The sequence below is a fragment of the Mycobacterium sp. NGS57 genome, assembly GCF_059812405.1.
The window spans coordinates 1-26,748 of sequence record NZ_JCALCP010000022.1 but is presented as its reverse complement, the minus strand read 5'-3'; the positions used below and the strand labels follow the sequence as shown (position 1 = coordinate 26,748).

At 75.1% G+C, this 26,748-nt stretch carries 17 protein-coding genes and 2 pseudogenes; 12 read left to right on the top strand and 7 right to left on the bottom strand.

The genetic code is table 11. The annotated features are described in order from the left end of the window. On the top strand, positions 1-6,391 hold a 6,391-nt coding region (locus AC5Y43_RS24815), incomplete at its 5' end, for a PE family protein (protein WP_499977229.1). Between the two features lie 4 nt (positions 6,392-6,395). Here AC5Y43_RS24815 and AC5Y43_RS24810 read toward each other — a convergent pair. After that, a pseudogene (locus tag AC5Y43_RS24810) lies at positions 6,396-6,637 on the bottom strand (LppP/LprE family lipoprotein); the annotation flags it as partial. A gap of 66 nt (positions 6,638-6,703) precedes the next feature. Between AC5Y43_RS24810 and AC5Y43_RS24805 the strand changes: the two are divergent. Continuing rightward, positions 6,704-6,952: pseudogene (locus AC5Y43_RS24805) on the top strand (CopG family transcriptional regulator); the annotation flags it as partial. Positions 6,953-7,128: 176 nt separating this feature from the next. Here AC5Y43_RS24805 and AC5Y43_RS24800 read toward each other — a convergent pair. Beyond that, a complete protein-coding gene (locus AC5Y43_RS24800) occupies positions 7,129-7,710 on the bottom strand; it encodes an LppP/LprE family lipoprotein (protein WP_499977233.1) in 582 nt (193 codons plus the stop codon). Positions 7,711-7,797: 87 nt separating this feature from the next. Between AC5Y43_RS24800 and AC5Y43_RS24795 the strand changes: the two genes are divergently transcribed. From AC5Y43_RS24795 to AC5Y43_RS24760, 8 genes are all read left to right on the top strand, one after another. Then, complete coding sequence (locus AC5Y43_RS24795) at positions 7,798-8,043, top strand: AbrB/MazE/SpoVT family DNA-binding domain-containing protein (protein ID WP_499977226.1); 246 nt, start codon at positions 7,798-7,800, stop codon at positions 8,041-8,043. Continuing rightward, positions 8,040-8,444 carry a type II toxin-antitoxin system VapC family toxin gene (locus AC5Y43_RS24790; RefSeq protein WP_499977224.1) on the top strand — a complete coding sequence of 135 codons (405 nt, stop codon included), beginning with the start codon at positions 8,040-8,042 and terminating at the stop codon, positions 8,442-8,444. The genes AC5Y43_RS24795 and AC5Y43_RS24790 overlap by 4 nt, the downstream gene beginning before the upstream one ends. 45 nt (positions 8,445-8,489) lie before the next feature. Further along, entirely contained in the window at positions 8,490-10,169 is a 1,680-nt protein-coding gene (locus AC5Y43_RS24785; RefSeq protein ID WP_499977222.1) for a DEAD/DEAH box helicase, read from the top strand. Next, positions 10,166-11,320 carry an acyltransferase family protein gene (locus AC5Y43_RS24780; protein WP_499977220.1) on the top strand — a complete coding sequence of 385 codons (1,155 nt, stop codon included), beginning with the start codon at positions 10,166-10,168 and terminating at the stop codon, positions 11,318-11,320. Before AC5Y43_RS24785 ends, AC5Y43_RS24780 begins: the two co-directional genes overlap by 4 nt. Positions 11,321-11,335: 15 nt before the next feature. Then, positions 11,336-12,877: an MFS transporter gene (locus AC5Y43_RS24775; protein WP_499977231.1), complete on the top strand. Its 1,542-nt coding sequence runs from the start codon at positions 11,336-11,338 to the stop codon at positions 12,875-12,877. Positions 12,878-12,888: 11 nt separating this feature from the next. After that, positions 12,889-13,695 carry a GNAT family N-acetyltransferase gene (locus tag AC5Y43_RS24770; RefSeq protein ID WP_499977216.1) on the top strand — a complete coding sequence of 269 codons (807 nt, stop codon included), beginning with the start codon at positions 12,889-12,891 and terminating at the stop codon, positions 13,693-13,695. Then, positions 13,682-14,938: a lysine N(6)-hydroxylase/L-ornithine N(5)-oxygenase family protein gene (locus AC5Y43_RS24765; RefSeq protein WP_499977214.1), complete on the top strand. Its 1,257-nt coding sequence runs from the start codon at positions 13,682-13,684 to the stop codon at positions 14,936-14,938. The genes AC5Y43_RS24770 and AC5Y43_RS24765 overlap by 14 nt, the downstream gene beginning before the upstream one ends. Before the next feature lie 129 nt (positions 14,939-15,067). After that, the gene (locus tag AC5Y43_RS24760; protein ID WP_499977211.1) at positions 15,068-15,799 is read left to right on the top strand and encodes a siderophore-interacting protein; all 732 of its coding nucleotides are present in this window, start codon (positions 15,068-15,070) and stop codon (positions 15,797-15,799) included. Here the strand turns inward: AC5Y43_RS24760 and AC5Y43_RS24755 are convergent. The 4 genes from AC5Y43_RS24755 to tap form a co-directional block, all read right to left on the bottom strand. Then, positions 15,769-16,359 (bottom strand): TetR/AcrR family transcriptional regulator, encoded by a 591-nt coding sequence (locus AC5Y43_RS24755; protein ID WP_499977208.1) that lies wholly within the window; start codon positions 16,357-16,359, stop codon positions 15,769-15,771. The genes AC5Y43_RS24760 and AC5Y43_RS24755 overlap by 31 nt on opposite strands. Beyond that, complete coding sequence (locus tag AC5Y43_RS24750) at positions 16,359-17,576, bottom strand: cytochrome P450 (RefSeq protein ID WP_499977205.1); 1,218 nt, start codon at positions 17,574-17,576, stop codon at positions 16,359-16,361. Before AC5Y43_RS24750 ends, AC5Y43_RS24755 begins: the two co-directional genes overlap by 1 nt. A gap of 104 nt (positions 17,577-17,680) precedes the next feature. Further along, on the bottom strand, positions 17,681-19,048 hold the full coding sequence (locus AC5Y43_RS24745; RefSeq protein WP_499977201.1) for an FAD-binding oxidoreductase: 1,368 nt from the start codon (positions 19,046-19,048) through the stop codon (positions 17,681-17,683). Next, on the bottom strand, positions 19,038-20,279 hold the full coding sequence (tap, locus tag AC5Y43_RS24740) for a multidrug efflux MFS transporter Tap (RefSeq protein WP_499977199.1): 1,242 nt from the start codon (positions 20,277-20,279) through the stop codon (positions 19,038-19,040). Before tap ends, AC5Y43_RS24745 begins: the two co-directional genes overlap by 11 nt. Positions 20,280-20,340: 61 nt before the next feature. Here tap and AC5Y43_RS24735 point away from each other — a divergent pair, with 61 nt between their 5' ends. Both AC5Y43_RS24735 and AC5Y43_RS24730 read left to right on the top strand, forming a co-directional pair. After that, the gene (locus AC5Y43_RS24735; RefSeq protein WP_499977197.1) at positions 20,341-21,168 is read left to right on the top strand and encodes a uracil-DNA glycosylase; all 828 of its coding nucleotides are present in this window, start codon (positions 20,341-20,343) and stop codon (positions 21,166-21,168) included. Between the two features lie 126 nt (positions 21,169-21,294). Next, entirely contained in the window at positions 21,295-22,326 is a 1,032-nt protein-coding gene (locus AC5Y43_RS24730) for an LLM class flavin-dependent oxidoreductase (RefSeq protein ID WP_499977195.1), read from the top strand. On the opposite strand, the gene AC5Y43_RS24725 is transcribed toward AC5Y43_RS24730, so the two are convergent. Continuing rightward, positions 22,323-26,748, bottom strand: a 4,426-nt coding sequence (locus AC5Y43_RS24725) for a PE family protein (RefSeq protein WP_499977193.1), incomplete at its 5' end; no start/stop codon positions are given. The genes AC5Y43_RS24730 and AC5Y43_RS24725 overlap by 4 nt on opposite strands.

Here is a 26,748-nt window from a genome sequence, read left to right as displayed (position 1 = left end):
CGGCAACGCCCACGGCGGCGCCACCGGCAACCAGGGTGCCGGCGGTCAGGGCGGCACCGGTGGCACCGGCGGACAAGGTGGCCAGGGTGGGGCCGGCACAGACAACACCCTCAACGCGGGAGTGGCCGGCGGTCAGGGCGGCGTCGGCGGCACGGGAGGCACCGGCGGCGACGCCGGGACCGGTGGTAGCGGGTTTGGCGGCACGGCCGCCTCCGGCACTGCTGGTGACGGCGGTCAGGGCGGCGTCGGTGGCAGCGGCGGCACCGGCGGTCAGGGCAGCACCGGCCCGACCGGCGGCCAGGGCGGCATCGGCGCCGACGGCGGCGGTGGCGGCCAGGGCGGTCAAGGTGGTTCGGCCGGTAATGCCCACGGCGGCGCCACCGGCAACCAGGGTGCTGGTGGTCAGGGCGGCGACGGCGGCACCGGCGGTGTCGGCGGTCAGGGCGGCGCCGGCACCGACAACACCCTCAACGCCGGGGTGGCCGGCGGCCAAGGCGGCATCGGCGGCACGGGCGGCACCGGCGGCGACGCCGGGACCGGCGGCAGCGGGTATGCCGGCACTGCGGCTTCGGGCAACGCCGGCAACGGCGGCCAAGGCGGACAGGGCGGTCAGGGCGGCAACGCAGGCGGCGGCACCGCGGGCAATAGCGGCGCGAACGGCGGCCGAGGCGGTGCCGGCGGGCAAGGCGGGCAGGGCGGCAACGCCGACGCGACCGGGGCGGTCGGCTCCGGCGGCCAGGGCGGCACCGGCGGCCAGGGCGGGCAGGGCGGCACCGGCTTCGCCGATGACGGCAGCAACGATGCCACCGGCGGCGGCTCCGGCGGCGAGGGCGGCCAGGGTGGTCAGGGCGGCGCGACCGGCACCGGTAGCGGCGCCGCGGGCAGCGTCGGCGCCGCGGGCACCGGCGGCACCGGCGGCACGGGCGGCACCGGCGGCACGACCACCCACAGCGGCGACACCGCCGCTGCCGGCGGTCAGGGCGGTCACGGCGGCCAGGGCGGGCAAGGACTGAATGGCCCGTCCGGCGCCAACGGATACACCGGCGGGCAGGGCGGCGAAGGCGGCCAGGGCGGCCAAGGCGGCGCCGCCGCCGGAGCCACCAACGGCAGCGGCGGCCAGGGCGGCATCGGCGGCCAGGGCGGTACCGGCGGCACCGGCTATGCCGACGACGGCACTAATGACGCGGGCGTCGGCGGCCAAGGCGGCAGCGGCGGCCAGGGCGGCACTGGCGGTGCGACGGGCATCGGCGGGTCGGGCGGAACGGTCGGTGATGCCGGCGCCGGTGGCCAGGGCGGGTCGGGTGGCCTCGGTGGAGACGGCGCGGCTGGGACCGCCCACACGGGCGGTGCTGGCGGTCAAGGCGGCGGCGGTGGTCAGGGCGGCATCACCAGCGGTGCGACCAATGCCAGCGGCGGCCAGGGCGGCACCGGGGGTCAGGGCGGCACGGGTGGCTCGGGCACCGCGGACAACGGGTCCGACAACGCGGGCACCGGCGGCAGCGGCGGCGACGGCGGCCAGGGCGGTCAAGGCGGCGCGATCGGCACCGGCGGCAACGGCGGGACCGTGGGCGCCGGCGGATCCGGTGGCCAGGGCGGCACCGGGGGACAAGGCGGTTTCGGCGCCAATGCCGGTACACCTGGCGGCACCGGCGATACCGGTGGTCAGGGCGGTGCCGGCGGAACCGGTGGCCAGGGCGGCGCCAGCCCCTCTCACAACGGCAGCGGCGGTGCCGGCGGCACCGGCGGCCAAGGCGGAACCGGCGGTAACGGCTACACCGACGACGGCAGCGGCGACGCCGGCAATGGCGGCCAGGGCGGCCAAGGCGGCACCGCCGGCCAGGCCGGCGCTCCAGGCGCAGGCCCGGGCACGGCCGGGGGCATTGGCGTCGCGGGCGATGGCGGCACCGGCGGAACCGGCGGCCAGGGCGGCGGCAACATCACCAGCCACGGCACCGCCGGCGCGGGCGGTCAGGGCGGTACCGGTGGCCAGGGCGGGACCGACACCGGCGGCGGCGCCGGCCAGGGCGGCCAGGGCGGCATCGGTGGCCAGGGCGGTGCCGACTCCAGCACCCTGGAGGGCACCGCCGGCGCGGGCGGCCAGGGCGGCACCGGTGGCCAGGGCGGGACCGGTGACAGCCTTGCCCAAACGGGCATCGCCGGCACTGGGGGCACCGGCGGTGAGGGCGGCGCGACCAGTAGCTACATCGGCCGCGGTGGCGCCGGCGGCCAGGGCGGCACCGGCGGCCAGGGCGCTGACATCGCTGGCAGCGCCACCCCGAACGTCAACGGGGACAACGGCAGTCAAGGAGGTGCGGGCGGTGAGGGCGGCCAGGGCGGCAACGCCGTCGGCGTCGCGGTCAGCGGCAACGGCGGCCAAGGCGGCAGCGGCGGCCAGGGCGGCGCGGGCGCCAATGGCTACACGGACACGGGCAGCGGCGGCGCCAGCAACGGCGGCACCGGCGGCACCGGTGGGCAGGGCGGCCAGGGCGGCGCAGCCGGCACGGGCTCCTACCTGGGCACGGCGGGAGTCGGCGGCACCGGCGGCGCCGGTGGCGCCGGCGGCCAGGGCGGTGCCACCGACACCGCCGGCCACACCGCGGGCAGCGGCGGCCAGGGCGGCCAGGGCGGCCAGGGCGGCACCGGGACATCGGGTACCGCAACGGTCGTCGCGGGCGGCACCGCCGGCGCCGGCGGTGAAGGCGGCCACGGCGGCGCTGGCGGAGGCGCCGCGGCCGGCGCGACAAACGGCAGCGGCGGCCAGGGCGGAACCGGCGGCCAGGGCGGCACCGGCGGCGTCGGCCATAACGACGACGGAAGCTACACCGAAGGCATCGGTGGAAAGGGCGGCACCGGCGGCACTGGCGGGCAGGGCGGCGCGGCCGGCGTCGGGGGCATCGCCGGCACCGGTACCCCGGGCGCCGCGGGCGACGGCGGTACCGGCGGCTCCGGCGGCCAGGGCGGCGCCACGACCTTCACCGCGCACACCGCGGCCAGCGGCGGTCAGGGCGGCCAGGGCGGCCAGGGCGGCACCGGCACCGACGGCACCACACCGTTCGGCGCCGGCGGCGCCGGCGGCACCGGCGGCCAAGGCGGCACCGGGGGTGCCGGCGGCAATTCCGTCACCGGCTCGACCAACGGCTGGGGCGGCAAGGGCGGCCAGGGCGGCCAGGGCGGCACTGGCGGCCTGGGCTACGCCGACGACGGGACCGACGACGCAGGCAGTGGCGGCGTCGGCGGCACCGGTGGGGCGGCCGGAACGGCCGGCGCGCCCGGCACCGGCGGCAACGGCGCCAACAACAACGGCATGGGCAGAGCGGGCACCGGCGGCACCGGCGGTCAGGGCGGATCAACCACCACCGTCGGTGACGGCGCCGGTGCCGGTGGGCACGGCGGGTCCGGCGCGGCCGGCGCCGCCGGCACCGCCGGGGTCCTGAGCGGCGCGGGCTACCAGGGCGGCACCGGTGGCAGCGGCGGTCAAGGCGGCGACGCCGTCGCCGGCGCCAGCAACGGCAACGGCGGCCAGGGTGGCCAGGGCGGCCAGGGCGGCGTCGGGGCGACGGTGGCGGGCAGTGCCACCGGCGGCCTGGCCGGCCGCGGCGGCGACGGTGGTCAGGGCGGCGCCGTGGGCACCGGCGGCGACGTGGGCACCGGCACCGGCGGCACCGGCGGCACCGGCGGCCAGGGCGGACAAGGCGGCGGCGCGGGCGACTCCGGCTTCGGCGGCGGAGGCGGCGGCGGTGGCACCGGAGGCCAGGGCGGCGCCGCGGGCACCGGCACCCCGGGCGTCGGCGGCACTGGCGGAAACGGCGGCCAAGGTGGCGGCGCCGGCAACTCCGGCACCGGCGGCTACGGCGGCTACGGCGGTGGGGGTGGACAGGGCGGCACCGGCGCCAACGCCGCCACACCGTCCGACAACGGTCAGACCGGCGGCCAGGGCGGCGCCGGCGGCCAGGGCGGCCAGGGCGGCAGCGCCGGCACCAATGGCACCAGCGGCAACGGGGGCCAAGCCGGCTACGGCGGCACCGGCGGCACCGGCGGCGCCGGCTACGCCGACGACGGCAGCAACGACGCCGGCAACGGCGGCAACGGCGGTATCGGCGGTAACGGCGGCATCGGTGGAGTCGGCGGCACCGTCGGCACCGGCGGCACGGTCGGCTACACGGCCGGTCCGGGTCAAGGCGGCTATGGCGGCACCGGCGGCCAGGGCGGCGCCGCCCTCACCAGCGCTGACATGGCCGGCAGCGGCGGCCAGGGCGGCCAGGGCGGCCAGGGCGGCAGCGGCGCCGTGAGCGGATACAACGGAGTGGGCGGCACCGGCGGAACCGGTGGTCAGGGCGGCACGGGCGGCCTGGGTACCGCGGACACCGGCTCCAACAACGGCGGCACCGGGGGCACCGGCGGCCAAGGCGGCGCGGGCGGCGCCGGCGGCCTGAGCGGCACCGGCGGCCTGAGCGGCACTGGCGCCGTGGGCGAGGGCGGACAGGGCGGCCAGGGCGGCACCGGCGGCCAGGGTGGAACCGGGGCGGCCGGCACCGGCGACGCCGGTGGCACCGGCGGAAGCGGCGGAACCGGCGGCGCCGGCGGCAACACCGTCGGCAACACCAACGGCCTCGGCGGTTACGGCGGCACCGGCGGCCAGGGCGGCACCGGCGGGTCCGGCACCGCGGACACCGGTTCCGACAACGCCGGCACCGGCGGCACCGGCGGCACCGGCGGCCAAGGCGGCGCCAGCGGCGTTGCGGGTACCGGCGGCACCGGCGGGTTCGGCCTCGGCGCCGGGGCCGGCGGCACCGGTGGCACCGGCGGTCAGGGCGGCGACACCACCTTCACCGCTCACACCGCCGGCCAGGGCGGCCAGGGCGGCCAGGGCGGCGCAGGGTCCCAAGGCGCCGACGGCATCGTCGGCGAGTCCAACGGCCAGGGCCGCAACGGCAGCGACGGCGGCGCGGGCGGCACCGGCGGGGCCGGCGGCAACGCCGTCGCCGGCGCGACCAACGGCAGCGGCGGCGTCGGCGGTCAGGGCGGCGTCGGCGGGCAGGGCGGACAGGGCAGCGGTGACGGCGGCGGCAGCTACGCCGGCAACGGCGGCGACGGCGGCTGGGGCGGCGCCGGCGGTCAGGGCGGCGCGGCCGGCACCGGCGGCACCGGCGGCACCATAGGTACCGGCGGCGTCGGCGGCCAGGGCGGCGCCGGCGGTCAGGGCGGCACTGCCGGCGCCAGCCACACCGGCGGCACCGGCGGCCAGGGCGGCCAAGGCGGTGGAGGCGGCTTTGGCCTCGCCAGCACACCCGGCGGCGTCGGCGGCCACGCCGGCGATGGCGGTCAGGGCGGCGCCGGCGGCGCCGGCGGCAACACGGGTTCCGGCGGCACCAACGGCAGCGGCGGCACCGGCGGCGCCGGCGGTGGTGGCGGCTATGGCGGGAACGGCTACAACGACGACGGCACCAACGACGCCGGGTCCGGCGGGGTCGGCGGCACCGGCGGCCAGGGTGGCGTCGGCGGCGCGGTCGGCACCGGCGGCGTCGTCAGCAGCGGCACGGCCGGCACCGGCGGCGGCGGCGGCACCGGCGGCCGAGGCGGCGCCGGCGGCTACACCATCAGCAACGGCGGCACCGCCGGTGCGGGCGGCCAATCCGGCCAGGGCGGCGCCGGAGGCGCCGGCGGCAGTGGCCCGGCCGGCGGCAGCGGCGGCTCCGGTGGGAACGGTGGCCAAGGCGGCGACGGCGCCTACGGAGGCAGCGCCTACGGCCCCGCCTCCACCGCCGGTGCGGCCGGGGCTGCCGGTGCGGGCGGGTCCGGCGGCATGGGCGGTCACGGCTACAACGACGACGGCTCCAACGACGCCGGCACCGGCGGCACCGGCGGCCAAGGTGGTTACGGCGGCTTCGGCGGCCAGGCCGGTGGCACACTCACCACCACGGGCCCCGGCGCCAGCGGCGGGAACTCCGGCCAGGGCGGCCAGGGCGGCCAGGGCGGCGGCACCACCTTCGCCGGCCACACCGCCGGCCAGGGCGGCCAGGGCGGCGAAGGCGGTTTCGGCGGCTACGGCGGCAACGGCACCACTGGCGGCAACGGCGGCCAGGGCGGCGGCGGCGGGCAGGGCGGCACCGGCGGAACCAACACGCAGGGCACCGGCGGGACGGGCGGGCAGGGCGGCTCCGGCGGACAGGGCGGCTACGGCAGCGCCGGTTACACCGGCTCCGGCGGCAGCGGTGGCACCGGCGGCGGCGGCGGCACGGGCGGCACGGGCGGCACCGGCTCCAACGGCAACCCCGGCACCGGCGGCGGTTCCGGCACCGGCGGGCAGGCGGGCACCGGTCCCAGCGGGACCAGCGGCGGCACCGGCGGTCCCGGCGGGACCGGCGGCAGCGGCGGCGCCGGCTCGCCCTAGCGCCTCAGTGGCCCGAGACGTTACCGATCAGCTCGACGCCGTTGCCGTTCCAGTGGAATTTTGGTTGGTGTTGAGGCCGTTGATCGCGCCGGGATAGGTGAAAGCCCCTGTGTCGCCGGTGGTTTGGGCGGCGTCGATGTCGTTGAAGCTGTGGGTGTCGGGCACGCCCTGGGGGATGAACTGGCCGAGATGGAACAGCCCCGCCCGCGTGGTGGGGTCGAGCGCGTTGGTGTTGGCCCTGACCATTGCAGTCTGGGTGGAACCGTATTGCGGCAGATCATTTTTACAGGCCCCTGCGACGACAGCGTCCTAATGCAGGGGATGTATGCGCGTCGGCTGCAGATCCTCCTCGATGATGAGCGACATCGGCGCATCGTGGCGGTGGCGCGCGAGCGGGGTGTCTCGGTCGCAACAGTCGTGCGCGAGGCTATCGACCGCGGTATCGCCAGCCCCGGCGATCGCCGGAAGTCGGCCGGCCTGCGGGTCCTCGACGCCGCCGACATGCCCGTGCCCAACCCGCAGGAGTTGAAAGAAGAACTGGACGCGCTGCGCACAAACCGCCGATGGTCGTCCGCGACACGACGGTGCTCGACTATGCAAGGGCGCCACTCACCCGAGCTGATCGCTTCATCTGACGTAGCGTTCGCCAAATTGCCCGGCATCGCGTACGTCGCCCCCGATGCGGCCGGCATTTCCCGTCTGCTGCGGGAGTCGTAACAAGCCGCTGACGCCGGCACTCAGTGCCCCGGCGCGTTACCGATGAGCTCGACGCCGTTGCCGTTCCAGTGGAACTTCACGTTGGTGTTGAGGCCGTTGATGGCGCCGGGATAGGTCAAAGCGACTGTGTCGCCGGTGGTTTGGGCGGCGTCGATGCCGTTGAACCCGTACGTGTCCGGGACGCCCTGCGGAATGAACTGGCCCAGATGGAACAGCACCGCGCGGGTGGTGGCGTTGATCGCGTTGGTGTTGGCTTTGATAATCACCGCCGACAGCTGGGCGCACTCGTTGTAGTTGCCGGCCAGCGGTTCGGGGTTCCAAGACTGCTGGCTGCGCGGGTCGCGGGGCAGCTCAGAGACCACCTTGGCGATCGTCGGCGCGGCGAGGTTCACCGCGCACGGATCGGCCGGCGCCGCGGCCTGCGACGTCGGGCTCGGGGTGGCGGGGGCGGTGATCGAGGGCGTCATGGTCGTCGTCGTCGCCTGCGGGGTCTTGGCGACCGTCGAGTCCCCCGACCCGCAGCCCGCCAAAACCGTTGCGACCGAGGCGAACACGACCAGGCCCGTCAGGGCGCGACAAATTAACGACCACACATCGCGCAACCGTACCGGTATCGGGCCCCCGGCCGCGGCAGGCGTGGCCGCGCCACCCTGGATTGCCGTTGGCAACCGAATGGTAAAATTCATACCATGCGCACTACCATCGATGCCGCGGGGCGCCTTGTGATTCCGAAGCGAATCCGCGACCGGCTTGGCCTGCGTGGCAATGACCAAGTGGAGATCACCGAGCGCGACGGGCGCATCGAGATCGAACCGGCGCCGACCGCCGTCGAACTCGTTCGGGAGGGTTCGGTTCTGGTCGCGCGGCCGGAACGCCCGCTGCCGCCGTTGACCGACGACATCGTGCGGGAAACGCTGGATCACGTACGGCGGTGATCGCCCCGGACACCAGCGTCCTCGTCGCCGGATTTGCGACGTGGCACGAGGGGCATGAGTCCGCCGCACTCGCGCTGAGCCGTGGCGTCCGGCTGATCGCGCACGCCGCGCTTGAAACCTTTTCCGTTCTGACCCGCCTGCCACCGCCGCATCGCGTCGCCCCTACAGCGGCCCACGCGTACCTGGCAGACATCACTTTCCGCGACTACCTGACGCTGGATGCGCCCTTGCATCGTGGCCTTATCGGCCACCTCGCCGAATACGGTGTCACCGGTGGCGGGAGCTACGACGCGCTGGTCGGACTGACGGCAAGAACCGCGGGAGCTACGCTGTTGACTCGCGACGCACGGGCGCTGAGGACATACGAGCGCCTCGGGGTCGATGTCGAGCTGGTGACATGACGAGTGGCCCGCTGCGCCCCAGCCGCCACTAGACTCCAAGTCCTGATGACCCTCCCCGACAGCCCGCCCGAGGCTGCCTCTCCGACGTTCGCCGACCTGCAGATACACCCTGCGGTCCTGCGGGCGACCGCCGACGTCGGCTACGAGTCGCCCACGGCCATCCAGGCGGCGACGATTCCACCGCTGATGGCGGGCTCCGACGTGGTCGGGCTGGCGCAGACCGGTACGGGCAAGACGGCGGCGTTCGCGATCCCGATCCTGTCCAAGATCGACGTCAAAAGCACCGCGACCCAGGCCCTGGTGCTGGCGCCCACCCGCGAGCTGGCCCTGCAGGTCGCCGAGGCGTTCAGCCGCTACGGCGCGCACCTGCCCAAGATCAACGTGCTGCCGGTCTACGGCGGCTCGTCCTACGGCGTGCAGCTGGCGGGCCTGCGAAGAGGTGCGCAGGTGGTGGTCGGCACGCCCGGCCGGGTCATCGACCACCTCGAGCGGGGCACGCTGGACCTGTCGCACATCGACTACCTGGTGCTCGACGAGGCCGACGAGATGCTCACCATGGGTTTCGCCGAGGACGTCGAGCGCATCCTGGCCGACACCCCGGAATACAAGCAGGTGGCCCTGTTCTCGGCGACCATGCCGCCGGCGATCCGCAAGCTCACCAAGAAGTACCTGCACGACCCGGTCGAGATCACCGCGAAGGCGAAGACCGCCACCGCCGAGAACATTTCGCAGCGCTACATCCAGGTCGCCGGCCCTCGCAAGATGGACGCGCTCACCCGCGTCCTCGAGGTCGAGCCGTTCGAGGCGATGATCGTGTTCGTGCGCACCAAGCAGGCCACCGAGGAGGTCGCCGAAAAGCTGCGGGCCCGAGGTTTTTCCGCGGCCGCCATCAACGGCGACATCCCCCAGGGGCAACGGGAAAGGACCATCGCCGCGCTCAAGGGCGGCAGCATCGACATCCTCGTCGCCACCGACGTGGCCGCCAGAGGCCTTGACGTCGAACGCATCTCGCACGTGCTGAACTACGACATCCCGCACGACACCGAGTCCTACGTCCACCGCATCGGGCGCACCGGACGGGCCGGGCGATCCGGAGCGGCCGTGTTGTTCGTGTCCCCGCGGGAACGCCACCTGCTCAAGGCGATCGAGAAGGCCACCCGCCAGACGCTCACCGAGGCCGAGCTGCCCACCGTCGAGGACGTCAACGCCCAGCGGGTCGCGAAATTCGCCGACTCCATCACCGATGCGCTCAGCGCCCCGGGCATCGAGTTGTTCCGCAAGCTGGTGCAGGACTACGAACGCGAGCACGACGTCCCGCTGGCCGACATCGCCGCGGCGCTGGCCGTGCAGTCCCGCGACGGCGAGGCGTTCCTGATGGCGCCGGAACCGCCGCCCGAACGGCGCGAGCGTCGGGAACGGCCGGATCGCAGCGAAAGACCCAGAACCCCAAGGGATTTCGCCACCTACCGGATCTCGGTGGGCAAGCGGCACAGGATCGGCCCGGGCGCGATCGTCGGCGCCATCGCCAACGAGGGCGGCCTGCACCGCAGCGACTTCGGCCACATCGCCATCGGCCCGGACTTCTCGCTGGTGGAGCTGCCCGCCAAGCTGCCCAGGGCGGCGCTGAAAAAGCTTGAGCACACCCGCATCTCGGGAATCAAGATCGACCTGCGCCCGGACCGGTCGCCCCACAAGACCAAGCCACGCAAGAATCGCGTCGGATGACCCTGTCCAAAGAGCAGTCCGAGGAACAGGACGCCCAGGGCGGGCTCGAGCAGACCTCCCGCGTCGACCGCGTCGCGTCGCTGACCGGGGTCCGCGCCGTCGCCGCCCTTCTCGTCGTCGGCACCCACGCCGCCTACACCACCGGCAAGTACACCCACGGCTACTGGGGCCTGGTCGGCTCCCGGATGGAGATCGGCGTCCCGATCTTCTTCGTGCTGTCGGGCTTCCTGCTGTTCCGGCCGTGGGTGAAGGCGGCCTCCAAAGGCGGCCAGGGGCCGTCGCTGAGTCGCTATGCGTGGCACCGGGTTCGGCGCATCATGCCCGCCTACGTCGTCACCGTGCTGTTCGCCTACGTGCTGTATCACTACCGCGAGGCCGGACCCAACCCCGGGCACAGCTGGCTGGGACTGGCCCGCAACCTCACGCTGACGCAGATCTACTGCAACGGCTACCTGGGCAAGTACCTGCACCAGGGCCTCACCCAAATGTGGAGCCTCGCAGTCGAAGCCGCGTTCTACGTCTCGCTGCCGCTGCTGGCCTACCTGCTGCTGGTGCTGATCAGCCGGCGCCGGTGGCGGCCCAAGCTGGTGCTCGCCGCGCTGGCCGCGATGGCGCTGATCAGCCCGGCCTGGCTGGTGCTGGTGCACACCGACCACTGGTTTCCCGACGGCGCCCGGCTGTGGCTGCCCACCTACCTGTGCTGGTTTCTGGCCGGCATGGCGCTGGCCGTGCTGCAGCGGATGGGGGTGCGCTGCTACGCGTTCATGGCGATCCCGCTCGCGGTCGTCAGCTACTTCATCGCCTCCACGCCGATCGCAGGCGCGCCCACCACCTCGCCGGCGAGCATGAGCCAGGCCGTCGTCAAGACGACGTTCTACGCGGTGATCGCCGCGCTGGCGGTGGCGCCGCTGGCCCTGGGCGACCGGGGCTGGTATTCGCGGCTGCTGGCCAGCCGGCCGATGGTGTGGCTGGGCGAGATCTCCTACGAGATCTTCCTGATCCACCTCATCACCATGGAATTCGCGATGGTCTACGTGGTGCGCGCCCACGTCTACACCGGTTCGATGCTGTACCTGTTCGTCGCGACGCTGGTGATCACGATCCCGCTGGCGTGGCTGCTGCACCGGTTCACCCGGGTCAGGGAAGGCTAGGTGCGCCATCCCCGCCTGACGCTGCTGGCGGTCTGCCTCGCGGTGTTCATGCTGCTGCTCGACATGACCATCGTGTCGGCCGCGCTGGCCAACATCCAGGCATCCCTGGTCGCCGGACTGAGCGGCCTGCAATGGGTCGTCGACGCCTACGCCCTGCCGATGGCGGGGCTGTTGCTCACCGCCGCGACGCTGGGGGACCGGCTCGGGCGGCGACGGCTGTATCTGGCCGGGATGGTCGTCTTCACCCTGGCCTCGGCCGGCTGCGCACTGTCGCACAGCATCGAGACGCTCAACGCGTGCCGGGCGCTGCAGGGCACCGGCGGCGCGGTGCTGCTGGGCGTCTCGTTGCCGATGGTGGCCGCTGCGTTTCCCGCACCGCGGGGCAGGGGGATAGCGATCGCGATCTACGGCGCGGTGATGGGCGCGGGCGCCGCCGTCGGGCCGCTGCTGGGCGGGGCGCTGGTCGGGGCGTTCGGCTGGGAGTCGATCTTTTGGATCAACGTGCCGGTCGGCGTGATCGCCCTGGCACTGGCCGTGCGGTTCGTCCCGGAAACCCGTGCGGCGCAAGAGCGTCCGGTCGACGTGTTCGGCACCGCGGTGTTGTCGGCCGCGCTCTTCGCGGGCGTCTACGCGCTGATCGAGGGCAATCACCGCGGCTGGACCAGCGGGCCGATCCTGGCGCTCGGCGCGTTCTGCGTGGTGGGCCTGGCGGTATTCGGTGGGTGGGAGTCGCGAACCGGTGCGCCGATGCTCGACCTGCGGCTGGTGCGTCGCCCGGGCTTTGCGGGGGTGTCGCTCGCGGCTTTCGCCGCGGCCGGGACCCTGATCGCCTCGACCAATTACCTGGCGCTGTATTTCATGAACACCTTGGGGTACAGCCCATTTCAGTCCGGCCTGCGAGCCTTGCCGCTGACGGTCGCCTGCGTGGTGGGCGCGCCGGTGGCCATGATCGCCGCGCGCCATTTCCCGGCGTGGACGTCGATCCCCGGTGGGGTGGCGCTGATCGCGGCGGGGCTGTGGCTGATGACCGGGGTCGGGGCGGACACCCAGTGGACGCACTTCATCGCCGGTTCGGTGGTGGCCGGGCTCGGGCTGGGCGGACTGTTCGCGCTGACGTCCGACATCGCACTGCAATTCGTGCCGGTCGACGACGCCGGCATGGCCACCGGCGCGGTGAGCACCGTCCGCCAGGTCGGCATCCTCGCCGGTGTCGCCGGCCTGGGCGCCCTGTTCGGCCGTCGGGCCTCCGACGGCGCCGCGCAGGGGCTGGCCCAGCTTCGGCTGCCCGACCCGGCGGCCGCGCACCGCCTCGCCGACGCGCTGTCCGCCGGAGCGGGGCTGCGGGTGCTCGAATTCCTGCCCGCCGACTACCGCCCCGCGGCGGAGGCCATCGCGCGCGCCGCCCGTCAGGCCGGCGCCGCCGGAATGCAGGCCGCCCTGGTGGCCGCGTCCGTCGCCGCCACCGCCGCCGCGGTCGTCACCGCGATCTTGATCGCCATCGGAGCGCGCCGCCACGGTCAGCCCGAAATGCCGTTTGCTGAAGACATGTCCGTGTAACGTTCCGGTCCATGATGGGCGATGCGGTCCTCATCCCGGCAACGGTGAACAACCGTTACAGCGTGCTGATCTCGACCGACCCCGCCGACATCGAAGCGGCCCAGCGGCTGCGCTACCAAACGTTTGCCGAGGAAATGGGCGCGGCCCTGCCGCGGGCGATCCGCGGACCCCTGACCGGGGCCATGATCGACGTCGACCAGTTCGACCCGTACAGCGATCACCTGCTGGCCCGCGACGAGACGACCGGGCAGATCGTCGGGTGCTACCGGCTGCTGCCGCCCGACGGCGCCCGCGCCGCCGGCGGCCTGTTCGCCGACACCACCTTCGACATCGGCGGGCTGAACGAATTGCGCCCCGAGCTCGTCGAACTCGGCCGCGCCACCGTGCACGCCGAGCATCGCAGCGGGGCGGTCATGGGGTTGTTGTGGTCCGGGATCTTCCGCTACCAGGAAATCACCGGCTACCAGTGGGGGATCGGGTCGCTGTCGGTCCGGATGGAAGACGGCGGGCCGCGGGGCGCGCTGGTGCGCGGGGTGCGCGACGCGGCGCTCGGGCGGCACGCCGCCCCCGAACAATACCGGGTGTTCCCGCGAAATCCCGTGACCGTCAACGGATTAAGCCTGTCCGAGCTACCCGACCCGGGCCGCGTGCGGATCCCGCCGATGGTGCAGGGCTCCCTGCGGATCGGCGGGATGATCTGCGGCGAACCCTCCTACGACCCGGACTTCGACATGGCCGATTTCGTGGTGCTGATCAACAGGTCCACGGTCCGCGAACGCTACCTGGAACGATTGGGGCGCACCTATGCCCATTCCTGAAAAGACCGCCCTGCTGGGCGTCGGCTTCGGGCCGTCGAACCTCGCGTTGGCGATCGCCCTGGCCGAGCGGGACCTTTCCGCGGTGTTCCTGGAGCGGCAGCCCGAGTTCGGGTGGCACCGGGAGATGCTGCTGCCGCACGCGCGCATGCAGATTCCGTTCCTCAAAGACCTGGTGAGCCTGCGAAACCTGAACAGCGACTTCACGTTCCTGAACTACCTCAACGAGCGCGGCCGGCTGCTGGAGTTCATCGGCCGGCACACCCTGTTTCCCAGCCGGATGGAGTTTCACGACTACCTCCAGTGGGCCGCGGCGCGGGTCGCCGCCGACGTCCGCTACGGCCACCGCGTCACCGAAATCTTCGCCGGCGACCCGGGATTCGTGGTGCGCACCGAACCCGGCCGCGTCATCCATGCGGAGGCTCTGGTGTTGGCGACGGGGCTGCAACCCGTGCTGCCCGAAGGCGTCGGCGAAAGCCCCCGGCAATGGCACAGCCGGCGGCTGCTCGGCAACCTGGCCGCGCTGAGCCTTTCGGCCCCAACGCGTTTCGCCGTCGTCGGCGCGGGACAGAGCGCCGCCGAGGTGGTCGCCCACCTGCACCAGACCTACCCGCAGGCCGAGGTGCACGGGATCTTCGCCCGGTACGGCTATACCAGCGCCGACGACAACCCGTACGCGAACCGGATCTACGACCCGTCGGCGATGGACGAGTTCTATCGCGCCGACCCGCACGTGCGCCGGCGACTGCTCGACTACCACCGGTCGACCAACTATTCGGCGGTCGACCCGGAGCTGATCGACGAGCTATATGCGCGCGAGTACGCCGAGCGGGTGGCCGGCGCACGACGGCTGTTCATGCGCAACGCCTCCGAAGTCGTTGGCGCGCAGGAGTATCCGCACAAGGTGCGGCTGACGGTGTCTCGCCTGATCGATCGCTCGCAGGAAACGCTGGACTGCGACGCGGTGGTGTACGCCACCGGCTACGCGCCGCTGGACGTCCGGTGCTGCCTGGGCGACCTGGCCGGCCGCTACGAGTTCGACTCCGACGGGCGCCCCGCCGTCACCCGCGACTACCGGCTGGTGCCCAAGGCGGGCGCGCCCGGGGACATCTACCTCAATGGCGCCGTCGAGCACACCCACGGCCTGTCGTCGTCGCTGCTGTCCAACGTGGCCGTGCGCGCCGGGGAGATCGTCACCGCCTTCGCGGCGCGCGAGCAGCTGAGCCCGCACGCCGCGTCGGCGTGACACCTCGCGGCCGAGTGTGAATCCTTGGCTTTGATTGTGCGCGTGCGGCGGCCTCCCGGCGACTTTCCCGCCCGGTACTCACGCTCGAGGCCCACGATTCACACCCGATGCCGCGGGTAACCCCACCCGATGACCGAACACAAGCCATCCCGCGGCTGGGCGGGCGCGGTGCTCAGGCTGATGCGCGCCGGCGACTACCGGCTCACCGTCACCGGCCGCCGCGAGATCAGCCCGCACTACCTGCGGCTGAGCTTCGACGCCGGCGGCATGCTGGCCGGGCACGCCGTGCACCCGACGATGTGGGTGCGGATGTGGTTTCCCGACGGCGACCGCCTGCACCAGCGCGGCTACACGCTCGTCGGCCCGGACCCGGCCGCCGACACCGTCGACGTCGAGTTCGCCCTGCACGACGGCATCGCGTCGCAGTGGGCGCGCGCCGCACGGCCCGGCGACACCATCGAGGCCACCGTGCTGGGCAGCAAGTTCGCGATGCCCGAGCCCGCCCCGGCCGGCTACGTCATCGTCGGCGACACCGCGTCGTTGCCGGCGATCAACTCGCTGCTCGACGCGGTCGACGGCGCCCCGGCCCGGGTCTTTCTGGAGGCCGGCTACGACGACGACAAGGACCTGCCGGTGGCCGACGGCGCGGAGGTCACCTGGGTGGACCGCGAGGACGACGGCGACGCCCTGGTGCGGCAGGTGAAATCGGCCGCCTTCGACGCGCGCGACCACTTCGGCTGGGTGGCGTGCGACAGCCGCACCACGCGGTCGGTGAAGGGCGTGCTGCAGAACGACTTCGGCATACCGCGGAAATCCATTGCCGCGCGGGCCTATTGGATGGTCGGACGCTCCATGTCGTGATGCGGCGTGACGATCGGGACGACGAACTCCTCGATCATCGCCCGCTCCTCGGCCTCGTCGCGGCCGGGAAACATCAACAGCGAGGTGATCACCCGCACCACCCAGCGGGCCCGGCGCTCGACGGCTCCCGGGTCTTCTCGCCCAAGGGAATTGACGAAGGCCGCGGCCAGCGCGGTGATCACCTCGGAGTGCCCGGCGAGCTCGCCGCCGATCGGCGGGCGGGTGAGGGCGAACCAGGACGACAGCGCGGGGCTGTCGCGGACCATCCGCAGCGTGGCGGCGACGCTGGCGACGAGCCGCTCGCGGGGGTCGTCGATCCCGTCGATCTCGTCGGCGATCGCGCGGCCCAGCCGGCGCGTCTCGCGGTGCACGTAGGCGGTGCGCAGCGCGTCGCGGTTCTCGAAGTACCGGTACAGGGTCGCGCGCGAACACCCTGCGGCCCTGGCGATCTCGTTCATGCCGATCGAGGCCTGGTCGCGCTGGGTGTAGAGCTTTTCGGCGGCGTCGAGGATGCGGTCGGCGGCCGCCTCACCCCGGTGCGGGGCCAGCCAGTCGGGCATCAGCTCTTCATCCGGATCGGCACCGACAGTGGCCGGCGCACGTAGTTGCCGCCCGACCAGACGATCCCGGACTCGTCGACCTCGAAGTCCGGGCAGCGGGCCAGCAACTCGGTCAGCGCGACCCGCGATTGCATGCGCGCCGCGGCCGCACCCAGGCAGTGGTGCGCGCCGTGGCTGAAGGTCAGGATGTTGCGCGGGCAGCGGGTGACGTCCAATTCGCCCGCGTCCGAGCCGTATTGGCGTTCGTCGCGGTTGGCCGAGCCGTAGAGCAGCAGCACCTTGCGGCCGGCCGGCACGGTCGTGTCTTCGATCGTCACGTCGCGGGTGACCGTGCGCGCCAGCCCCTGCACCGGCGAGGTCAGCCGCAGCAACTCCTCGACCGCGTCGGGGATCAGACCCGGGTCGTCTGCCAGCCTTTGGCGCTGGTCGGGGCGCCCGTGCAGCAACGGCATTGAGCCGCCGAGCATTCCGGTGACGGTGTCGTTGCCGCCGGTGACCATGGTGAACGTGAACGCCAGGATCGACAGCGTCCCGGCGATGTCCCCGTCCGCACCGACGCCGGCGGCGACCAGGTGCGAGATCGTGTCGTCCTCGGGCTGGGCGCGGCGCCGCTCGATCAGCCCGGTGAAGTAGGCCATCATCGAGCCGACGGCGTCGCCGACGCTGGCGATGCCGCCCTCGGCGGTGTTGGCCGCGACGATCGCCTGGGTCCAGCCGTCGAACTGCGCCCGATCCTCCTCGGGCACACCGAGATAATGCGCCACCACCATCGACGGCAGCGGCTTGAACAGCTCGGTGACGATGTCCCCGCCGCCGTCGGCGCGCAGCCGCTCGAGGCGCTCCACGACGAACTCGCGCACCGTCGGCTCCACCGCCTCGACCTGCCGGGGGGTGAAGCCGCGCGACACCAGCTTGCGAAACTCGGTGTGCACCGGGGGATCCTGCATGACGAACGGCGGATTGTCCTGCAGGCCGATCATTTCCAGCTCGCCGTAGGCGACCGTCAGCCCCTGGGCCGACGAAAACGTCTCGTGGTCGCGCGCGGCCGCCCACACGTCGGCGTGCCGGGACAGCACGTAGTAGTCATGGTCGGGCCGACCATCGGGCACCACGTGGTGCACCGGATCGTCGTCGCGCAGCGCGCGGTACATCGGCCACGGATCGGGCCAGGTGTCGGCGTCGCACAGCCGGAACCCGTGAGACATCGTTGACGTCATGTCGCATTCGTACGACAACATTTGCTATATGTCAACCGCCGAGCGTGCGGCCAGCCGCGCGTTCGGGCGCGAGTGTGCGGCCAGCCGCACACTCGGCGAAAGAACTAGATCGCCGAGCCCGGGTTGAGGATGCCGTCGGGATCCAGCGCGCGCTTGATGCGCTGGTTGAGCTCCATCACCTCGGGCCCCAGGTAGCCGTCCAGCCAGGGCCGCTTCAGCCGGCCCACGCCGTGCTCGCCGGTGATGGTGCCGCCCAGGCCCACGGCCAGGTCCATGATCTCGCCGAACGCCAGGTTCGCGCGCTCGGTCATCGCCGCGTCGGCGGGGTCGTGCACGATCAGCGGGTGCGTGTTGCCGTCGCCCGCGTGCGCGATCACCGAGATCATCAGATCCCGCTCGGCCGCAATGCGTTCGATGCCGCCGACCAGCTCGCCCAGCCTGGGTACCGGAACGCCGACGTCCTCCAGCAGCAGCGAGCCCTTGGCCTCCACCGCCGGGATGCAGAACCGGCGCGCGGCCACGAAGGCCTCGCCCTCGTCCGGGTCGTCGGTCGAAAAGACTTCCGTCGCAGCGTTTTCCGCGAACACCGCGGCGATCACCTCGGCGTCGGCCGCCCCGGCGCCGCCCCGTTCGTCGGAGCCGGCCACCAGCATGGCGGCCGCAGAGCGGTCCAAGTCCATGCGCAGCGTGTCCTCGACGGCGTTGATCGCCACGGCGTCCATGAACTCCAGCATCGAAGGCCGAAGGCGCGCAACGGTTCCCAGCACCGCGTCGACCGCCGACTGCACCGACGCGAAGGTCGCCACCACCACGCTGGACGTGTGCTGGGCGGGCAGCAGCCGCAACGTCACCTCGGTGATGACGCCCAGCGTGCCCTCGCTGCCGACGAACAGCTTGGTCAGCGACAGCCCCGCGACGTCCTTGAGCCGCGGCCCGCCGAGGCGCACCGCGGTGCCGTCGGCCAGCACCACCTGCATGCCCAGCACGTAATCGGTGGTGACGCCGTACTTTACGCAGCACAGCCCGCCGGCGTTGGTGGCGATGTTGCCGCCGATGCTGCAGATCTCGAACGACGACGGGTCCGGCGGATACCACAGCCCGTGCGCGGCGGCGGCCTTCTTGACCTCGGCGTTGAACAGCCCCGGCTGACACACCGCGGTGCGCGTGACGGGGTCGATGGTGATGGCGCGCATCTTCTCCGTCGACAGCACGATCCCGTCGTCCAGCGCGGTCGCCCCGCCCGACAGCCCGCTGCCGGCGCCGCGCGTCACCACCGGCACCCGGTGGGCCGTGGCCCAGCGCAGCACCGTCTGGACCTCTTCGGTGCTCGCGGGCCGCACCACGGCCAGCGGCTTGCCGGCCGACGGGTCGAACGCGCGGTCCTGGCGGTAGCCCTCGGTGATCGCGGGGTCGGTGACGACGGTCCCCTCCGGCAGCTCGGCGATCAACGCCGCCAGCGCATCACGATTCACGTGCCGATCCTACGGTCGCGCGGTCCAGTTCCCGCAACGACGGCAGCGCGCACGCCACCAGGCCGATCACCACGATCGGCACCGCCAGCACCAAAAACGTGACCCGCAGCCCGGCCGCGTCGGCCAGCGGACCGGCCACCAGCAGGCCCAGCGGGCCCGCCGCGTACGTCAGGCCCGTCATCACCCCGACCACCCGGCCGCGCAGCCGTTGCGGGGCGCGGGTCTGCATGACGTAGTTGTAGATCGGCTGGATCGGCCCGTAGACCACGCCGGTCACCGCGCACAGCGCCAGGATCACCGGCAGCGGCGGCAGAAACGCGATCCCTACCGTCGCCGCGCCGAACGTCAGCGTCGCCGTCAGCACGGCCGTGCGCCGCCGCGTGCGGTGCGCCAGCGCGGCGTAGCCCAGCGCGCCCGCCACGCCGCCGACCGCCAGCGCCATCAACGCCCACCCGAGCTCGGCGGGCTGGTGGCGGTCGGCGAAATACTTTGGGAACAGCACACTTTCCATCGGCAGGTAGAGCGCGGTCACGGCCAGGTCGATCAGGCCGAGCGTGCGCAGCACCCGCAGGTTCCAGACGAAGCGCATGCCTTCGGCGATCCCGGACAGCACCCCGTCCGGTCGGGTCGCGGCCTGGGGCCGGCCGGCGCCCTCGAGCCGCAGCGCCGCGATCGCGACGACCGACGACGCGAAGCACCCCGCGGTCACCCACATCGTGTTGACGCCGCCGACGGTGGCGATCATCAGGCCGCCGACGCCGGGGCCCACCATGAAACCCAGGTTGAGGATCGCCTCGTAGAGGCTGTTGGTGCGGTCCAGCGACCAGCCCGCGCGGGCGGCGGCCTCGGGCAGCATCGATTGGCGCGCCGTCGTGCCGGCCGGGTCGAACGCCGCCGCGCAGCAGCCCAGCCCGGCCAGGACGGGGACGCTCAGCGAGCCGGCGCCAAACCAGGCGATCAGCGGCACGGCGGCCACCGCCGCACCGGACAGCGCGTCGGAGACCAGCGAGATCCGTCGCCGCCCGAAGTAGTCGACCGCGGTGCCGGCGACCAGCGTGGACACCACCAGCGGCAGCGTCATCGCGACGGCCACCAACGACGCGTCCTTCGCGCTGTGCTGGTGCTGCAGCGCCAGCCACGGGAACGCGACGATCGAGATGCCGGTGCCCGCCGTCGCCGCCAGCGAGGCGAACAGGACCAGCAACACGGGGCCGCGACCGGTGGGTTTCATGGGATATCGCGGCTGAATCTAGCGCCGACGCGGTGTGGCCGGCCACCGAATTTCTCGCGCCATGCACGATGTTCGTGTGCTCGCGCATCCCAATACCGGCCAGCTGTTCGATTCCCCCGTCGCGCCCGGCAGCGGTTGGCCCGGCGACCCGGCCACCCCGCAGACCCCGGTGGCCGCCGACGCCGCCGGCGTGGTCGCCCTGAGTGCCGGGGCAGCGTCGCTGGCCGAGCTCGACGCGACGGTCAGCGTGTGCCGGGCCTGCCCGCGGCTGGTCACCTGGCGCGAGGAGGTCGCCGAGCTCAAGCGCCGGTCCTTCGCCGACCAGCCGTATTGGGGGCGCCCGGTGCCCAGCTTCGGCTCGGAGCGGCCGCGGGTGTTGATCGTCGGGCTGGCCCCGGCGGCGAACGGCGCCAACCGGACCGGGCGGATGTTCACCGGTGACCGCTCCGGCGACCAGCTGTATGCGGCGCTGTACCGCGCCGGGCTGGTGAACCAGCCGACCAGCGTGGACGCCGCGGATGGGTTGCGGGCCAAGGGAATTCGGATCGTCGCTCCGGTGCGCTGCGCGCCGCCGGCCAACGCGCCGACGCCCGAGGAGCGCGACACCTGCTGGCCGTGGCTGGCCGCCGAATGGGGTTTGGTGTCCTCACATGTGCGGGCGATCGTGGCGCTGGGCGGCTTCGCCTGGCAGATCGCGCTGCGGCTGCCGGGCGTGTCGAAACCGCCCAAGCCGCGGTTCGGCCACGGCGTGGTGGCCGAGCTGGCGTCCGGCGTGGCGCTGCTGGGCTGCTACCACCCCAGCCAGCAGAACATGTTCACCGGCAAGTTGACCCCGGCGATGCTCGACGACGTCTTCGTCAACGCGAAGAGGCTGGCGGGAATCAAGTGACCGGTTTACGGCGCCAGGGCTGTGCAGGCCGGGCGACCTCGTCATCCCGCCCTACCCGCACACTCGAAGTCGTCAGCTCACACCCGACGCGGGAACGTTCGCCCGCCAAAACGCGTTGACGCCCACGTGCGACTTTCCGTCCTCGACCTCGTCCCGGTGCGCACCGACCAGTCCACCGCGCAAGCGCTGGCGGCCACGGTGCAGCTGGCCCAGGCCGCCGACCGGCTGGGCTTCACCCGCTACTGGCTCGCCGAACACCACAACATGCCGTCGGTGGGCGCGACCAGCCCGCCGGTGTTGATCGCCTACCTGGCCGCGCAGACCGCGCAGATCAGGCTGGGCTCGGGCGGGGTGATGCTGCCCAACCACGCGCCGCTGGCGGTGGCCGAGCAGTTCGCGCTGCTCGAAGCGGCCGCCCCGGGCCGCATCGACCTGGGCATCGGGCGCGCGCCCGGCTCCGACCCGGTGACGTCGTACGCCCTGCGCGGCAGCCGGGGGAACGAAGACGTCGAGAACTTCCCCGAGTACCTCGACGACGTGGCCGCGCTGATGAGCCGCCGCGGCGTGGTGGTCCCGCTGCGCTCGGGGGACTACCGGCTCAGGGCCACCCCGGCCGCCGCGGGCGAACCGCGGCTGTGGCTGCTGGGCTCGTCGATGTATTCGGCGCACCTGGCCGCCGCCAAGGGCCTGCCGTACGTCTTCGCCCACCACTTCTCCGGCCAGGGCACCGAGGAGGCGCTCGAGGTCTACCGCTCCCGATTCCGGCCCAGCAAGACGGCCGCCGAGCCCGTCACCTTCCTGACAGTCAACGCCGCCGTGGCCGAAACCCGCGACGAGGCAACGGCTTTGATGCTGCCCAACCTGCAGATGATGGCGAAGCTGCGCACCGGGCAGCCGCTGGGCCCGGTGCCGCTCGTCGAGGAGGCGGCGACGGCCGAGCTCACCGAGCAGCAGCAGCACATCGTGGACAGCGGGCTGCGCCGCGCCGTGCTGGGCACGCCCGCGGAGGCCGCCGGGCAGCTGCGCGCGCTGGCCGACAAGTTCGGCGTCGACGAGGTGATGGTGCACCCGGTCGCCTCGGCCCGCCGCGGCACCGACCCGGCCACCGCGCCGGCGCGGGTCGCGACGCTGGAACTGCTGGCCAAGGAACTGTTCTAGGTGCCGTCGGGGCCGCGCTGGCCGTCGGCGCCCCTGATGCCGGTGTGAATGCCGGTGCCGCCGAGGCCGCCGCTGCCGCCGGCGCCGCCGCTGGCGGGCAGTCCCGGGTCACCGGGCAAGCCTTGGGGGTTGCCGGCGGCCCCGCCGGCGCCGTGCGTACCGCCCCCACCGCCGTTGCCCCCGTTGCCGCCGTTGCCGCCGTTGTTGGACGCGGGGTTGCTGTCGCCGCCGTTGCCGCCGGTGCCGCCGGTGCCGCCGGCCGCGGCGTCACCGCCGGTCCCGCCGTTTCCGCCGACGCCGGCGTAGGAGCCGCCCCCGGCCCCGCCGGTCCCGCCGCTACCGCCGAGGCCGCCGGTCCCGCCGTTGCCGCCGTCGCCGCCGGGGTATCCGGTCAGGGAGAGCTGGGCGCCGCCAACCCCGCCGTTGCCCCCGTTGCCCGCGGCCATGCCGTTCCCGGCGGCCCCGCCGTTACCGCCACGGCCTGACCCGTGAGCCGTGCCGCCGGCACCGCCGCCACCGCCGGTGCCGCCGTCGCCGGCATTGCCGCCGGCGCCGCCCTTGCCGCCACCGAACCCGAAGTTGCTGCCGCTGCCGCCGGCCCCGCCATTGCCGGCGGAGCCGCCGTGGCCCGCGACGCCGCCGGCCCCGCCGTCGCCCGCATCGCCCGACCCGAGCGCCGCGCCGCCGGCGCCGCCGGTGCCGCCGCTGCCGCCGCTGCCGCCGGCGCCGCCGGCGCCACCGACGCCGCCATCCTCGAAAGCACCCCCGGGGACGCCGTTGCCGCCGCCGCCGCCGTTGCCGCCGTCGGCGCCGGCCCCGCCCGTCCCGCCTGCCCCGCCGTTGCCGGATATCGAGCCGCCGCTGCCGCCGGCCCCGCCCGTGCCGCCGGCACCGCCGGACGAGCCGGCGATGCCGGGGGTGCCGTACACGTCGATGCCGTGCGAGCCGGTCACCCCGGCGCCGCCGGCCCCGCCGCCACCGCCGGTGCCGCCGTTGCCGCGCGCCCCGCCGTTGCCGCCGGCGCCGCCGTCGCCGCCGATACCGGATGTCGCAAAGCCCGAGCCGCCCTCGCCGCCGTCGCCGCCGTTGCCGCCGTTGCCGGACGGTCCGGTGGACGCGGCGGCGGTGCCGCCGTCGCCGCCGGCCCCGCCCTTGCCTCCGGCGCCGGCCGCACCCATGGGCGCGGCATTGTTGCCCGGCTGACCCGGGCCGCCGGCGCCCGCGGAGCCGCCCAGGCCGCCGCCGCCGCCGTTGCCGCCGTCACCGGCGAGGCCTACGGCGGAGTCGCCGCCGCGGCCGCCGCTGCCGCCGACGCCGCCGCTACCGGCGTTGCCCCCGACGCCGCCACTCGCGGTGTCATGTCCCTGACCGGCGGCGCCACCGCCGCCGCCGTCCCCGCCGGCCCCGGCGTTGCCGCCGTCGCCCCCGGTCCCGCCCACGCCCGAGCCCAGGGCCGTACCGCCGGCTCCGCCGGCTCCACCGTTGCCCGCGGCGCCGCCGTGACCGCCGGTGCCGCCGTTCGTGCCCAGCGAGTCACTGGAGCCGTTGCCGCCGCCGCCGCCGTCGCCGCCGTTGCCGGCGCCGCCGCCGCTCCCACCGTTCCCGCCGTTACCGGATATCGAGCCACCATTGCCGCCGGCGCCGCCCGCGCCGCCGTTGCCGCCGTGCGCGCCGGGGGAGCCGGCGACGCCGTACGCGTCGGCGCCGTATGCGCCGCCGGCGCCCTTGAGGCCGTACCCGCCGGCCCCGCCGTTGCCGCCGTTGCCGACGGACCCGCCGTTGCCCCCGGCCCCGCCGTTGCCGCCGCTGCCGCCGCCGTAACCGCCGTAACCGCCGTAACCGCCCTCGCCGCCGTTGCCGGACGGGCCCGCCGCGGCGGCGCCGTTGCCGCCGTTGCCGCCGGCCCCGCCGTCGCCCCCGGAGCCGGGCGTGCCCGGGGTGCCGGCGTTTCCGCCGTCCGCCTGCGCGCCGCCGTCGCCGGCCGCGCCGCCGTTGCCGCCGTGGGCGCCGCCGCCGCCGTTACCGGCCAGTCCCGCGACGGAGTCGCCGCCGCGGCCGCCGCCGCCGCCCGCACCGGCGCTGCCGGCGACGCCGCCGGCGCCGCCGGAGCTGGCCGACCCGTGCCCGGACGCGGCGTTGCCGCCGTTGCCGGCGCTGCCGCCGGAGGCGCCGACGCCTCCTTCGCCACCCATGCCGCCGGTGCCCGAGCCGAGGGCCGCGCCGCCGGCGCCGCCGAGGCCGCCGGTTCCGCCGTGGCCGGCCGCGGCGCCGGTGCCGCCGTCGCCGCCGCCGGCGCCGACGGCCAGGTCGCCGGGGGGCCCGCCGTTGCCGCCGCTGCCGCCGTCGCCGCCGAGGCCGGCGGCCCCGCCGGTCCCACCGACCCCGCCGTTGCCGGAGCCGAGGGCCGTTCCGCCGGCCCCGCCGGCCCCGCCGTCGCCGCCGTTGGCGCCGGCGCCGCCGTTGGCGCCGGGGTCACCCGAACTGAAGGCGCCGCCCTTGGCGCCATTGCCGCCGGTCCCGCCGGACCCGCCGGACCCGCCGGCGCCACCGGCGCCGCCATTGCCGCCGTGACCCGAAACCACGCCGCCGTTGCCGCCCACGCCGCCGGCACCGCCGTTGCCGCCGGCCGTGCCGGCCGTGCCGGCCTGGCCTTCTCCGCCGCTTTGCCCGGCGGTGCCGTTGCCGCCCTGTCCGCCGGCGCCGCCGTCGCCGCCGTTGCCGACGGCTCCGCCATTGCCTCCGGCGCCGCCGTCGCCGCCCTGGACGCCCGCGTCGCCCGGGCTGCCGGCGCCGCCCTGTCCGCCGTTGCCGCCGCTGGTGACCGCGGCGCCGTCCGTGCCGGTGGCGCCGTGACTGCCGCCGCTGCCGCCCTCGCCGGGCACGCCGCCGGTGCCGCCGGCGCCCGCGGCGCCGGGGTTGCCGCCGTCCCCGCCGCGTCCGCCGTAATTGGGCAGGCCTGTTCCGCCGTTGGCGCCGTCGCCGCCGTCGCCGGGGGTTCCGGCGTTGCCGCCGGCCCCGCCGGTGCCGCCGGTGCCGTTGACGCCCGCGGTGCCCGACCCGCCGGTGGCCACGCCGCCCGCGTTGCCGCCCGCCCCGCCGATGCCACCGGCGCCGCCGGCGCCGCCGTTGCCGCCGTTTTGGCCGTCATCGCTGGGGGTGGTGGCGGACGCGCCGTCGACCCCGTTGCCGCCGTTGCCGCCGGCCCCGCCGGCGCCGCCGGTCCCACCGGCACCGCCGTCGCCGCGGATCGATCCGCCCAGGCCGCCGGCCCCGCCCGCCCCGCCGGCGCCGCCGGCGGTGCCGTCCGTGCCGTAGGCGCCGGAGTCGGGGCCGTCGCGACCGTTGAGGCCGTTCGTGCCGGTGCCGCCATTGCCGCCGGTGCCGCCGTTGCCGAGGTTGCCGCCGTTGCCGCCGGCCCCGCCTGCGCCGCCGGCGCCGTCGGGCCCCGGCGCGGAGTTGGCGCCGTTGCCGCCGGCCCCGCCGTTGCCGGAGATCCCGGCAGGGAGCTGGCCGTCGGCGCCGTTGGCGCCGGTGTGCCCGCCGCCGCTGTCGCCGCCGAGGCCGCCCTGGCCGACGGTGCCGGCGTCGCCGCCCTGCCCGCCTTGTCCGCCGTTGCCTCCGGCGGCCGCCTCGCCGCCGTTGCCTCCGGTACCGCCGTTGCCGCCGGCCCCGCTGTTGCCGCCGGCGCCGCCATCGCCGCCGACGCCGTGGCCGCCGTCGCTGTATCCGGCGCCGTGGTGGGCCCCGCCGATGCCGCCGGCCCCGCCATTGCCGCCGGCGCCGCCGCCCCCGCCGGTGCCGCCTGTCCCGCCGGTCCCGCCTTCACCGCCGGTCGACGGACCCGGTATGTGGAAACCGGGGTCCGTCGACGCGGCGCCGCCGCCCGCGCCGCCGTTGCCGCCATTGGCTCCGCTGGCTCCGGCGCCGCCGGCCCCGCCGTGGCCGCCGGCGCCGCCGAGGCCGCCATCGCCGCGGATCGACCCGCCCGCACCGCCGGCGCCGCCGGCGCCGCCGGCGCCGCCTGCCTGTCCTGCGGCGCCGTCGCCGCCACGACCGCCGTTGGCGCCGGCCGCGCCGGTGGCCTGGTCCAGGACCAGGGAACCACCACCGCCGCCGGTCCCGCCGTTGCCGCCGGGGGCGCCAATGCCGCCGTCACCGCCTTTGCCGGCGGCCGCCCCGGTCCCGCCGCCCGTGGTGCTGACGTCGGTGCCGCCCTTGCCGCCGTTGCCGCCGGCCTGGCCGGGCACGGTGCCGCTGGCGCCGTCGGTGCCGGGGGTGACGGGGTTGGAGGTCGGCGGGTAGCCGGTGCCGTTGTCGCCATTGGCCGCCGGGGCCACCGGGGTGGGGTTGACGCCGGCCGCGCCGGCGGCGCCGTGGCCGCCGGCGCCGCCGTTGCCGCCGTCGCCGCGGTTGCCGCCCGCG